Source organism: Arthrobacter sp. MA-N2, from assembly GCF_000517125.1.
Classification (GTDB): Bacteria; Actinomycetota; Actinomycetes; order Actinomycetales; family Micrococcaceae; genus Arthrobacter; species Arthrobacter methylotrophus.
The window spans coordinates 124,707-137,505 of sequence record NZ_KI912155.1 but is presented as its reverse complement, the minus strand read 5'-3'; the positions used below and the strand labels follow the sequence as shown (position 1 = coordinate 137,505).

At 61.3% G+C, this 12,799-nt stretch carries 12 protein-coding genes; 9 read left to right on the top strand and 3 right to left on the bottom strand.

Going from position 1 to position 12,799, the window contains the following annotated elements; all coding sequences use genetic code 11:
- The first annotated feature begins 82 nt into the window (after nt 1-82).
- The 7 genes from atpA (at nt 83) to A3M3_RS0100955 (ending at nt 8,808) form a co-directional block, all read left to right on the top strand.
- A complete protein-coding gene (gene atpA / locus A3M3_RS0100985) occupies nt 83-1,720 on the top strand; it encodes a F0F1 ATP synthase subunit alpha (protein WP_028264748.1) in 1,638 nt (545 codons plus the stop codon).
- Between the two features lie 93 nt (nt 1,721-1,813).
- Nucleotides 1,814-2,701, top strand: coding sequence for a F0F1 ATP synthase subunit gamma (locus A3M3_RS0100980; RefSeq protein ID WP_028264747.1), 888 nt, complete (start codon nt 1,814-1,816; stop codon nt 2,699-2,701).
- Nucleotides 2,702-2,787: 86 nt separating this feature from the next.
- On the top strand, nt 2,788-4,242 hold the full coding sequence (atpD, locus tag A3M3_RS0100975; RefSeq protein ID WP_028264746.1) for a F0F1 ATP synthase subunit beta: 1,455 nt from the start codon (nt 2,788-2,790) through the stop codon (nt 4,240-4,242).
- Nucleotide 4,243: 1 nt separating this feature from the next.
- A complete protein-coding gene (locus A3M3_RS0100970) occupies nt 4,244-4,528 on the top strand; it encodes a F0F1 ATP synthase subunit epsilon (protein ID WP_028264745.1) in 285 nt (94 codons plus the stop codon).
- Nucleotides 4,529-4,538: 10 nt separating this feature from the next.
- The gene (locus tag A3M3_RS0100965; RefSeq protein WP_028264744.1) at nt 4,539-4,970 is read left to right on the top strand and encodes a DUF2550 domain-containing protein; all 432 of its coding nucleotides are present in this window, start codon (nt 4,539-4,541) and stop codon (nt 4,968-4,970) included.
- 5 nt (nt 4,971-4,975) lie between these two features.
- Nucleotides 4,976-6,247 (top strand): alpha/beta hydrolase-fold protein, encoded by a 1,272-nt coding sequence (locus A3M3_RS0100960; protein ID WP_028264743.1) that lies wholly within the window; start codon nt 4,976-4,978, stop codon nt 6,245-6,247.
- A gap of 68 nt (nt 6,248-6,315) precedes the next feature.
- Nucleotides 6,316-8,808 (top strand): bifunctional lysylphosphatidylglycerol flippase/synthetase MprF, encoded by a 2,493-nt coding sequence (locus tag A3M3_RS0100955; protein WP_035742043.1) that lies wholly within the window; start codon nt 6,316-6,318, stop codon nt 8,806-8,808.
- A 143-nt stretch (nt 8,809-8,951) separates the two neighbouring features.
- Here A3M3_RS0100955 and A3M3_RS0100950 read toward each other — a convergent pair whose 3' ends face one another.
- The 3 genes from A3M3_RS0100950 to nucS form a co-directional block, all read right to left on the bottom strand.
- A complete protein-coding gene (locus A3M3_RS0100950; RefSeq protein WP_028264741.1) occupies nt 8,952-9,155 on the bottom strand; it encodes a cold-shock protein in 204 nt (67 codons plus the stop codon).
- A gap of 290 nt (nt 9,156-9,445) precedes the next feature.
- Complete coding sequence (gene nagA / locus A3M3_RS0100945; protein ID WP_028264740.1) at nt 9,446-10,693, bottom strand: N-acetylglucosamine-6-phosphate deacetylase; 1,248 nt, start codon at nt 10,691-10,693, stop codon at nt 9,446-9,448.
- 73 nt (nt 10,694-10,766) lie between these two features.
- Complete coding sequence (gene nucS / locus A3M3_RS0100940) at nt 10,767-11,462, bottom strand: endonuclease NucS (protein WP_028264739.1); 696 nt, start codon at nt 11,460-11,462, stop codon at nt 10,767-10,769.
- Between the two features lie 57 nt (nt 11,463-11,519).
- Here nucS and A3M3_RS0100935 point away from each other — a divergent pair, with 57 nt between their 5' ends.
- Nucleotides 11,520-11,852 (top strand): hypothetical protein, encoded by a 333-nt coding sequence (locus A3M3_RS0100935; RefSeq protein WP_028264738.1) that lies wholly within the window; start codon nt 11,520-11,522, stop codon nt 11,850-11,852.
- A 151-nt stretch (nt 11,853-12,003) separates the two neighbouring features.
- Entirely contained in the window at nt 12,004-12,798 is a 795-nt protein-coding gene (locus A3M3_RS0100930; protein WP_028264737.1) for an alpha/beta hydrolase, read from the top strand.
- The last annotated feature ends 1 nt before the right edge of the window (nt 12,799 follow it).

Below are 12,799 nucleotides of genomic sequence, written 5' to 3'. Positions count from 1 at the left end.
CCAGACAAGCACAACTTAACTGATACAAAAACCGGTCATCGTGAGCAACGATGATCACGAAACAGGAGAGCAGGGACTGCAGATGGCCGAATTGACCATCAACGCCGACGACGTCCGTAATGCGTTGAACGAGTTCGCGGCGTCCTACGAACCCGGAAACGCAGAGCGCGTAGAGGTCGGCCGTGTGACCGCCGCAAGTGACGGCATCGCCCGTGTTGAGGGTCTTCCCTCGGTCATGGCGAACGAGCTGCTTCGCTTCGAAGACGGCACCCTGGGCTTGGCCCAGAACCTCGACGTCCGCGAAATCGGCGTCATCATCCTCGGTGACTTCACGGGTATCGAAGAAGGTCAGGAAGTCCACCGCACCGGTGAAATCCTGTCCGTCCCGGTAGGCGACGCCTTCCTGGGCCGCGTGGTTGACCCGCTGGGCCAGCCGATCGACGACCTCGGCGAGATCAAGGCCGAGACCACCCGTGCACTGGAACTTCAGGCTCCGGGCGTGACTCAGCGCAAGTCGGTTCATGAACCCATGCAGACCGGTCTCAAGGCTATCGACGCCATGATTCCGATCGGCCGTGGCCAGCGTCAGCTGATCATTGGTGACCGCCAGACCGGCAAGACCGCCATCGCCGTGGACACCATCATCAACCAGAAGGCCAACTGGGCTTCTGGCGATGTGACCAAGCAGGTCCGCTGCGTGTACGTCGGTGTCGGCCAGAAGGCTTCCACCATCGCCGCTGTCCGGCAGACCCTGGAAGACCACGGCGCGCTGGAATACACCACGATTGTGGCTTCGCCGGCATCCGACCCGGCCGGCTTCAAGTACTTGGCTCCGTACGCGGGCTCGGCCATCGGCCAGCACTGGATGTATGGCGGCAAGCACGTACTGGTGATCTTCGATGACCTGTCGAAGCAAGCCGAAGCCTACCGCGCAGTATCCTTGCTGCTTCGCCGCCCGCCGGGACGCGAAGCGTACCCGGGTGACGTCTTCTACTTGCACTCCCGTCTGCTGGAGCGTTGCGCCAAGCTCTCCGACGAGCTGGGCGCAGGCTCGATGACCGGTCTTCCGATCGTCGAAACCAAGGCCAACGACGTCTCGGCCTACATCCCGACCAACGTGATCTCGATCACCGATGGCCAGATCTTCCTGCAGTCGGACCTCTTCAACGCCAACCAGCGCCCTGCTGTTGACGTTGGTGTGTCCGTGTCCCGCGTTGGTGGCGCGGCTCAGGTCAAGTCCATGAAGAAGGTGTCCGGTACCTTGAAGCTGGACTTGGCGCAGTACCGCGACATGCAGGCGTTCGCGATGTTCGCATCCGACCTTGATGCCGCTTCGCGCCAGCAGTTGACCCGTGGCGCCCGCCTGATGGAACTGCTCAAGCAGGGGCAGTACTCGCCGTTCCCGGTCGAGGACCAGGTTGTGTCCATCTGGGCCGGCACCAAGGGCTACTTGGACGATGTCCCGGTTGAGGACGTCAGCCGTTTCGAGTCCGAGTTCCTGGAGCACCTCAAGCACAAGTCTTCTATCCTGACCACGCTGGCGCAGACCAACGTCCTGGACGACGACACCGCTGAAGCGCTGAAGTCCTCGATCATCGACTTCAAGAAGGGCTTCTTCGGAGAAGGCGACAACCGTTTGGTTGGTGCCGGCCACGAAGAGCACCAAGCGATTTCCGGCGGCGAAGTCGACCAGGAAAAGATCGTCAAGCAGAAGCGCTAGAGCATTGGTTCCCGGGCCTGCGGAATACGCAGGTCCGGGACCTTCGCCAAAGCCTTAGCCGCTGATCCATCGGGATCTTAGGAAAGGAAATGTATGGGAGCCCAGATCCGGGTCTACCGCCAGAAGATCAGCTCGACGACGTCGATGCGCAAGATCTTCAAGGCGATGGAACTGATCGCTACCTCGCGCATCGGTAAGGCCCGCGCCCGCGTTGCAGCTTCGACGCCCTACGCAAACGCGATTACCCGTGCTGTTTCTGCTGTCGCAAGTCAGAGCGAAATCGATCACCCGCTAGTCACTGAGCCGGAGCAGATCCGCCGCGCCGCCGTCCTGGTTATCACCTCGGACCGCGGTCTGGCTGGTTCTTACTCGGCGAGCGTGCTCAAGAAGGCCGAAGGACTCAATGAGCTTCTCCGCGCTGAGGGCAAGGAAGTCAAGACCTACCTGGTAGGCCGCAAGGCCCAGGCATACTTCGACTTCCGCAGCCGTTCCTACTCACGCGTGTGGACCGGCGGGACCGATTCACCGGAATTCAAGACTGCCAGGGAAATCGGCGCTGCTCTTCTCGAAGAGTTCGCCAACGACTTCGCTGAGGGTGGCGTGGACGAGATCCACGTCGTTTACACCCGCTTCAAGTCGATGGTCACGCAGGAGCCCACGGTTATTCGTCTGCTTCCGCTCGAAGTTGAAGAGCAGGCAGTCAGTGAGTCCGAACTTCTGCCGCTTTACGAGTTCGAACCGGAATCGGAGCAGGTGCTCGACGCACTGTTGCCGCGTTACATCGAGTCCCGCATCTTCGCAGCTATGTTGCAAGCAGCGGCTTCCGAGCTCGCCGCCCGCCAGCGTGCCATGAAGTCCGCAGGCGACAACGCGACCGAGCTGATCAAGAAGTACACGCGTCTGCGCAACACGGCCCGACAGGCTGAGATTACGCAGGAGCTTTCCGAAATCGTGGCCGGCGCCGACGCCCTGAACGCGTAGTTGCCGGTGCATGGTTCGGCGCAAGCTACCCCTGCACCAAACAGATAAACTTAACCCCACGCCATCTACTGAGTGAAGTGAGAGAGATGACTGCCACCGCTACCGAGCACGTAGCCGCAACGGCCGGCGCCACCGGCCGTATTGCCCGCGTCATCGGCCCGGTTGTCGACGTCGAATTCCCGGCTGACGCAATCCCGTCGATCTACAATGCACTCACCACCGAGGTAACCCTCAACGGTGAGACCAAGACCATCACGTTCGAGACCTCCCAGCACTTGGGTGACAACCTCGTCCGCGCCATCTCCCTGCAGGCCACCGACGGACTCGTCCGCGGAACTTCCGTGCGGGACTCCGGCGCCCCGATCTCCGTGCCTGTCGGCGACGGTGTCAAGGGCCACATCTTCAATGTTCTCGGCAAGCCGCTGGATGTTGACGAATCCGAGATCAAAGCTGACGCCTACTGGCCGATCCACCGGAAGGCTCCGGCCTTCGCCTCCCTCGAGGGCTCCACGGAGATGCTCGAGACCGGCATCAAGGTCATCGACCTTCTCACCCCGTATATCAAGGGCGGAAAGATCGGTCTGTTCGGTGGCGCCGGCGTCGGCAAGACTGTTCTGATCCAGGAAATGATCACCCGTGTTGCCCGCAACTTCGGTGGTACTTCGGTGTTCGCCGGTGTTGGCGAGCGTACCCGTGAAGGCAACGACCTCTGGGTTGAAATGGAAGAGGCAGGCGTTCTCAAGGACACCGCCCTCGTATTCGGCCAGATGGATGAACCGCCGGGAACGCGTCTGCGCGTGGCATTGTCTGCTCTCACCATGGCGGAGTACTTCCGCGATGTTCAGAACCAGGACGTGCTGCTCTTCATCGACAACATCTTCCGCTTCACCCAGGCTGGTTCCGAGGTCTCGACGCTGCTCGGCCGCATGCCGTCCGCTGTCGGTTACCAGCCGAACCTCGCCGACGAGATGGGCCTCCTGCAGGAACGCATCACCTCGACCAAGGGCCACTCGATCACGTCGATGCAGGCCATCTACGTGCCCGCTGATGACTACACCGACCCGGCTCCGGCAACGACCTTCGCGCACCTCGACGCGACCACGGAACTTTCCCGTGAAATCGCCTCCCGTGGTTTGTACCCGGCCGTTGACCCGCTGACGTCGACCTCCCGCATCCTGGACCCGCAGTACATCGGTAAGGACCACTACAACACGGCTGTCCGTGTAAAGCAGATCCTGCAGAAGAACAAGGAACTCCAGGACATCATCGCCATCCTCGGCGTTGACGAACTGTCCGAAGAAGACAAGATTGTCGTCTCGCGTGCACGACGCATCCAGCAGTTCCTGTCCCAGAACACCTACACCGCCAAGCAGTTCACCGGCGTCGAGGGCTCCACCGTGTCCATCAAAGACACCGTGGAAGGCTTCACGGCGATCTGCGATGGCGAGCTGGACCACATCGCAGAGCAGGCGTTCTTCAACGTCGGTGGCCTGGATGACGTCGAGCGCCAGTGGGCCAAGATCCAGGAACAGACCAAGTAGCATGGCTGAGCTCGAGGTTGAGATTGTCGCAGCGGACCACTTTGTGTGGTCCGGTGCGGCCAAGATGGTCAAGGCCCGCACCAGTGATGGTGAGATCGGGATCCTGCCAGGCCACTCGCCGCTCCTCGCCATTCTGGCTGAGGGCGAGCTGGCCATCGAGCCGGTATCCGGAGACCGCCTTTCGGTAGCTGTGGACGGTGGGTTCTTCTCCGTCGACAACAACCGCGTGGTGATCGTCGCTGACAACGCCCAGTTGGGCGATTCAGCTACTGCGGGGATCCGATAGCAAGACCTTGATGGACGAATCTGCCCTTCCGTTCATCGCCTTGGCAACTGCGTTTACGTTGCTGATCTTTACACTGTGCCTCGTCGGGGTGCGCCGCTTCAATTTGCGGCGTGCCCTGGGCACGGTTGACGCCTCCATTTGTACGGCTGGAAACAGTTGGCGAATGGGGGTTTGTCGTTACCAGGACTCGGAGCTCGAGTGGTTCCGCCTGCTCTCCCTCAGCTTCCGTCCGAAGCACAGCTTCCGCCGCAGTTCCTTGGAGCTCTTGGGGCGCCGGAAGCCCACGGAAGAAGAGCGAACCAAGCTTCAGCCTGATGTCGTCGTCGTGGAACTCCGGCATGAAGGCCAGTCGTTCATGCTGGCGATGAGATTTGACGCTTATGCGGGGTTGTCTTCCTGGCTGGAAGCAGGCCCTGTCGTGGGCGTCGGGACCTGGCGCTGAGGAGAGTGGACTTCCTTGATGCCGTAAGCCTTGTCGATGGTCCATTCTTTTGGACCATCCTTGGTGCCGGAATCTTGGGCGCTGCATTCCTCCTCTTTCGGCGAAGCTGGCGCTGGATACTTTCCATTGTTGTTTCGCTTGTCGTGGCAACAGGAGTTATCGCAGTCATTCATTGGCTGCTCGTCAACGTTCTGACCGTGTTCCCGGAGGATCTACCCATTGATGTCCTCGCGTGGTCGGTGGTTGCCTGCTCAGCGCTGATGCTCTTCCTTTTCCGGTTTGGTGCTTCTTCGTGGCGTGGCAGGAGTGTCGCCGCAGTCTCGTTCGTCGCGGTCTTGTCCCTCGCAGCGCTTCAGATCAACGGCTATTTTGGTCTCAACCACACAGCATCGGATCTTCTGGGCCACAAAGTAGCGCGGATCCCGGAGCTTCGTGTCGGTTCCAATGAGGGTGTTCCCGAGACCCCGCCCGTGTCTGCACATGGTCGCGGAGAAGTCTGGAAGGCATCAATTCCAGGCACCGAATCCGGTTTTAAGGCACGGGAGGCTTTCATCTATTTACCGGCAGCCTACCGGACGTCCGGCCGCAGCCAACTACCCGTCCTGGTCTTGTTTGCCGGCCAGCCTGGACGTCCCGCCGATTGGCTGGTCGGAGGGCGGCTTGAGGCCGGCATGAATACCTTCGCCGCCCGGAACGGAGGTGTGGCGCCGGTTGTGGTGGTGGTCGATCCCAATGGTTCCGACACCGCGAACACCATGTGCATGGAAAGCCGGATAGCACGTGCAGACACTTATCTCTCGATCGATGTTCCGCGTTGGATCAACTCGACGCTCAAAGCGTCTGCCGACCCCGGCAAGTGGGCAGTCGGCGGGTTCTCCTTCGGGGGAACCTGCGCCTTGCAGATGGCTACTCTGCATCCTGAAATCTATCCATCCTTTATCGCTCTCTCGGGTGAGCGCGAGCCTTCGCTTGGTCCGGACCGCCAGCGGACCGTCCAGATCGCATTTGGCAGCGACTCCGCGGCCTTCGACGCACTGACTCCGCTGACGCTGATGGGGAAGCGGAGCTACCGCGGCCAGGCTGGCTTCATTGCCGTGGGGTCTGCTGACGACGCGTTCACCCGCTTTGCCACCGAGCTTGCCGTGGCAGCCCGCGGTGCGGGCTTTGATGTCAGGCAGGCTTCGGTCGCAGGCGTCGGTCATTCCTGGGCTGTGGCCGTGCAGGAGCTTCCCGCTGCAATGGAGTTCCTCGCTCCGCGGTGGGGACTCGCGAAATGAGCACCAAAGAAGCCCCGGTGGCCCACAGCCCGGCGGCGGGTCCAGAGGACATCAGGCCAGGGCGGAAGATGGTGGCAGCGCTTGCCCGGACCCTGGTTCGAAAAGTAACCACCCATATTGGTGCGATCCCCTTCACGGTGATGGTACTCGCGCTGTACCTTCTCGCTCCCGCGATTTTCGACGGCGATACCGGATTCACACCCGAGGTGTTGAGGCACCTCACGAGCGTCAGCGGTGGCGGATTAAGATCGGGGGATTGGTGGTCTATCTGGACTTCGATGTTCTTTGCCAACAACCCTTTCGACTACGTGACGAGCTCGTTGATGCTCGTTGTGTTGCTGGGCTCCTTAGAGCGCAAGCTCGGATGGTTCCGCACGGCAGCAGGCTTCCTTGGCGGCCAATTCGCCGCGGTCACCGTTTTTCTGTTGGTGGTTCAGCTCGCTGCCTACGCTGACGACGGTTGGTTGGGACGGATGATGGACGCCAGAACTTCGGGACTCATTCCGGCAACCCTCTTCGTCTCGGTCGCGGCCAGCGGCCTCCTGCCGACTCTTTGGCGTCGGCGCTTGAGGGCTACGGTTGTATCCTTGGTGCTCCTCCTGGTTCTCTACGTCGGAGATCCTTCTTCTGTCATGGCCCTGATAGGTGCGCTGCTGGGCTTGGGGGCCGGGCTGTGCTTCCAACTCGACCAGGGCATTCAACCAAGCCACCGTGCCACGAGACGTGAGACGCGAAACTTGTTGTCACTCATGGTGGCGATTTTCGGCGTCGGGCCCTTGGTCGCTGGCGCTTTCCGGAGCCCGGCGGGGCCGTTGGCGTTGCTCCGAGAGATGGTCTTGAACCCCGTTCCGACACTTAACCAGCTGCAGGCGAATTGCGGTGGGACCGTGGACATCAGTTGTTTGGAACTTGGACGGCAGGGCTATCCCGGGCCAGCCGGCGTAGCCCTCGCCGTAGTACCCGCGTTGCTTCTCTTGATTTGTGCTGTGGGCATGCGCCAAGGACGCCGCTTGGCCCTGAAGATCGCCATCGGCGTGCAACTCGGTGTGGTTGCATTGTCCTTCGCCTATCTGGTGTTGTTTGCCAGCATTCCACATTTTCCAGGACGTGGACGCACTGTTGTCCTCGGCTCCGCGGTGTTCCATATCCTGACCCTCGCGCTCGTCCCGCTGATCCTGGCGATTCTGCTTTTCCTGTTCAGGGGCAACTTTGTGGTGGGGTCTAGGCAACCGCTTCGCAGGAAGATGTCCTGGTTGGTCGGCGGAACATGGCTGGTATTGGCGAGCGCGTACACCGGGGCGTGGCTCGGCGCAGGCGGAATGGCGCACGACGGCGGCATCCTGGGACTCATCGCAGAACTCGCCCGGCAGTATCTTCCCTTACCGATCCCCACGGCTTTCGGCCGGGTGTTCGCGGACCGCAGCGCCGCGGAATCAATATTGTTCGCATGGTCGGGGATCGTCTTCTGGCTTGTGGCCCTTGCCGCGGTGTGGACGCTGCTCCTCAAGCGGCAACACGGTCCTGGGGGAGACGATCCGGCACGGTTAGCGGCAAGGGATTTGGTCAAGCGCGGCGGAGAGTCACTCTCCTGGATGGCGTTGTGGGAGCCGAACAAGTTCTGGTTCACTCCCGGAATGGACGCCGGCATTGCCTATCAGCAGCATGGCAACGTTGCACTGACCCTCGCGGGTCCGTTTGGCGATCCGGGACAAGTCCAGACCGTGATCGAGGGGTTTCTCGACTACTGCGCGCATCACGCATTGGTTCCGTGTCTTTACTCCTGCACCGAGGAATTGTGGCCGATGTTGCAGTCCACGGGATTTCGCCGAATTGCCGTGGCCCAGGAAACCCGGCTCTCCATCCGCGACCTTGAGTTCACGGGCAAGGCGTGGCAAAACGTCCGCACCGCAAAGAACCGTGCGCTGAAGGCCGGCGTTGAAGCTCGGTGGGGGCGCTATTCGGAATTCTCGCAGCACATACGTTCCCAACTCGGGGAGGTGTCCGAAGAATGGGCTGCCAGGAAGAAAGTGCCTGAAATGGGCTTTACCTTGGGTTCCCTGGATGAGCTGATGGACGATGAAGTGCTGTGTTGCGTAGCCGTTGACGCCAAAGGGTTTGTCTACGGGGTCACCAGTTGGCTGCCGGTTTTCCGTGCGGGCCAGGTGACCAGCTGGACATTGGATTTCATGCGCCGGCGCGGCGATGCGTTTCCGGGCCTGATGGAATTCATGATTGCATCGGCAGTGCAGGAGTTGCGCCAGGGAGTGGAAGTCATTTCCTTGTCGGGCTCACCTTTGGCGGGGGAGACTGCGGAATTCTCCGGCGGGGAAGCCGATATGGAGGGCATTCTCGACCTCGTGGGCAGGACTTTGGAACCTGTTTACGGATTCCGCTCGCTGGCGCGCTTCAAATCGAGGTTCCAGCCGGAGTACAGGACCTTGTATATGTACTACCAAGACAGCTTGGCGATTCCGGCGATCGGCGCGGCACTCAGCAGAGCATATTTGCCAGGACTGTCCGTTCGGCAAACTGCCAGGCTTCTCCGCACGCTCGTCGCCTGAACCACCCAACTAGCTCGCATTTGTTGTCATTTTGACGCCCCATAACGACAACAAATGCGAGTTAGTTGGGAAGGAAAAAGGGGTCCCGCATCGAATGCGGAACCCCTTCATTGAATCCCGGAAGCAGAATTCAAGCAGTCTAACTAGACAGCCGTGACGCCGGTGGCCTGCGGGCCCTTGGCGCCCTGACCGATCTCGAACTGAACGCGCTGGTTCTCGTCGAGGGTGCGGAATCCGCCGGTCTGGATCTCGGAGTAGTGGACAAAGACGTCGCCTTCTGCGTCGTCCGGGGTGATGAAGCCGAAGCCCTTTTCAGCGTTGAACCACTTAACGGTGCCCAGTGCCATTTTTGTTTCTCCTCATTGTGGAACTTTAAGTCCGGCACACCGCGTGCCGGCCTTGGTTACTCCGCGAGAAGACCTGGTTTTCCGTCCAAGCCAAGCTTGGGTGGTGTCGCAGGAGCTTCACGCTCGCAACTCGTCTTGCGAGCATGAATCACACCTACACAAAGACTGCTACAACACTTTCATGGCGGATACTGGAGGTCAACGGTCTGTTCACGAATTCGGACAAATTTTAAGTAAAAAGAAGGTAACGGAAGAAAGCGCTCTCGCCATTGGGTGTGGGTGAATTCGGCCTAGGCCAGCCAATCTCCATTGCGCAATACACCGGCGAGTTGTAGTTCCTTGTCCACGACCACGAGATCTGCCCGCAGGCCCCTGCGCAGTCCGCCCAGTTCATCCGAGAGTCCCAAAACTGCGGCGGGAACCGTGGTCGCCGAGGAAACCGCATCGGCGAGTCCGACGCCGGCTGCAACGGTGCGCCGGACGACGTCGAGCATGGTGGCGGTACCGCCAGCGATCGAGCCTGTGGCATCCAAGGTAGCGACGCCGTCCGTCACGGTTACGGGGGAGGGCCCCAGCATGTAGTTTCCGTCAGAGAGTCCCGCCGCCGCCATTGAATCGGTCACGAGGACGACGTTCGCGGCGCCCACCAGCTGAAACACGGTTGCCACGGTGCTTGGGTCGAGGTGGGTGCCGTCCGCAATCAGTTCCACCACGGCTTTGCCTTCCTGGGCCGAGCGCAGGCAGGCTGCGACAGGGCCGGGGGCGCGATGGTGCATCGGAGGCATGCCGTTGAACAAATGTGTCACAGTCGGCAATGAGCTGACGCCGTCGAAACCAGCGAATTCCAAGCCCTCCCGCGCTGCGGTGAGCGAGGCGGCTGCCGTTGCGTCGTCGCAATCCGTATGGCCGAGAGACGGTGTGACGCCGTGGAACGTCATCAGATCCACCAGCGCCGCCGCGCCCGGAAGCTCCGGCGCGTAGGTCATAGTGGCGAGCTTGCCGGCAGCGGCTTCAACCAGCTCGTTCATGAGATCCAGGTCCGGCTCAAGCAGGTAGGCGGGATTCTGCGCTCCACAACGGGCATGCGAAAGGAAAGGCCCCTCCAGATGAATTCCTGTGACGAGTCCTTCGTCGGCCAGGCGTACGTAAAGCTCGATGCCGCGGAGGAGGTCATCCCGGGATGCGGTGACCATGCTGGCGAGCAAGGTGGTGGTTCCGGACCGGTGCAGGAAATCGATGGCTTTGCGTGCGGAGGATTCATCGGCACTCGGGAAGTCGCCGCCGTTGCCGCCATGGCAGTGCAGGTCCACGAATCCGGGAAGGATGTACCGTTCCGCCGGGAAATCGGTCCGGGGAGTTTCCTCGAAACCCTCGAAGGCTGCTTCGTGGAATTCGGCAGCCGGACCGGCGAAGGCAATACGGTCGTCCTCCACCGCCACCAGGCCATCTTCGATCACCGAACCGTCGCTGACGATGGTTCCGGTGATCAGGTGGCGCACAGGCGCAGAAGAGGATAGAGGCCGGTCTGGGACAGTCATGCTTCGATTCTAGTTGCCGCTGCTTGCCTCTGACCCGGTTTACCGAGGATGAAGGCAGGGACCTGCGGATTATCTAGAATAAGCGCGACTCGCTGTCGTCTACCCCGCGCATGGCGTCATAGTCCAAGGTGATGCAGTCGATTCCGCGGTCGTTGGCAAGGACCTTCGCCTGCGGCTTGATCTGCTGGGCGGCGAAGATACCTCGCACGGGTGCCAGGAGCGGATCGCGGTTGAGGAGCTCAAGGTAGCGTGTGAGCTGCTCGACGCCGTCGATGTCGCCGCGCCGCTTCAGTTCGACGGCGACCGTTCCGCCGTCGCCGTCCCTGGCGAGAATGTCCACCGGACCGATGGCAGTGAAGTATTCGCGGCGGATGAGCGAATAACCTGCACCGAGGGTTTCGATCTGTTCTGCAAGCAGCCGCTGAAGATCGGCCTCGACCCCGTCCTTGATGAGCCCGGGGTCTGTGCCAAGATCGTGGGCAGTGTCGTGGAGTTGCTCGTAGATGTTGATGATGAGCCTGTCATCGGTCTTGGCCGACTGAACCGTCCACTGCTCCACGACGCCCTCTTCCACCTCAGCCTCCTCCGGCGAGGTCACCCGCAGGGTGGCGGGCGGACTCATCCAGTTAAGCGGCTTGTAGGAGCCGCCGTCGGAGTGGACCAGCACCGAACCATCGGCTTTGACGAGCAAGAGCCGGGTGGCAAGCGGGAGATGGGCCTTGAGGCGGCCAACGTAATCAACGGAACAGCGGGCTATGACGAGTCGCACCCGCCCTACTTTACTTCCTCTGCGGTTTACGATCGGCGACTGCGGCAGAATGGAGTCATGCCCCGCTCCAACCGCCCCCGACGCACCGAATCGGCCAAAGCAAGCTGGAAACGCACAGGCGAGTCGCCCGAGCTGGATCTGGAACGTGCCCGTTCGGGGATCGCCCGCAGAGAAAGCGCCCCCGACGGCGACTGGATGGTCCGGACCATGACCGCGCGGAATGCCGAGAAAACCTATATTTGCCCAGGTTGTTCGATGGCCATCCTGCCTGGGATAGCCCACTTGGTGGTGTGGTCCGAGACGCATCTTTTCGGCGAGGCCGCAGGTTTGGCGGAACGACGCCACTGGCACAACAACTGCTGGACAGGCCGGACCTACAGGTACCGCTGAGACCTTGAGACGTCCCGCTGAATCTTCCCACCTTTGGCCGGGGCGGCCCTTCGGAACACCCGGAATGACGGGGAGTCCGGACTGCGCTAACGGCCAAAAGCGGGAAAACCCACGACGACGACGCTGCCGCCGAGCACTTAAGCTTGGAAGCATGAGTTTCGATCCTGCCTCCCTCGTTTTCAGTCAGCCGGAGTCTCCCACGGACATTCGCGCATCCACGGTTTTGCCGGCGCGCCGAGAGAACGTGGAGTTCCTCACTGAGGACGGCAAGCTGTTGGTGGGAGAGCTTGCATCGCCGGAATCCGGCGAAATCTCAGCAACCCTCATTACCTTGCATCCCTTGCCCACGCACGGCGGGTTCATGGATTCGCACGTCTACCGGAAGGCGTCTTATCGCCTTCCGGCACTGGCCGGCGTCGCGGTTTTGCGGTTCAATACGCGCGGGACGCACTCGCCGCGAGGTACTAGCCAGGGGCACTTCGAAGAAGGCATCGGTGAACGGTACGACGTCGAGGCCGCCGTTCGCTTCGCAGCCGAACGCGGGCTCCCGAACCGCTGGTTGGTGGGCTGGTCCTTTGGCACGGAGCTCGCCTTGATGTACGGGGCGGTTGAACCGATAGCGTCCCAAGTGGAAGGCGCTGTCCTGCTGTCTCCGCCCTTGCACCGGGCTACGGACGTGCATTTGAAGGAATGGTCCGCCTCAGGAAAGCCGTTGACGGTCCTGGTTCCGGAACACGACGATTATCTCCAGCCCGCTGAGGCCACCGAGCGTTTCGGCCTTGTGCCGCAGGCGCGCGTCCTGGGGATCGACGGCGCCAAGCACCTGTGGGTCGGGGAGAAGTATGCCGCCCGCGTCTTGGACGAGATCGTCGACGACGTCACGGAAGCCGGTGCGGGACCCGATGGCCTGCCGCGCCGCTGGGCAGGTCCAGTGGCCACGGTCTGAT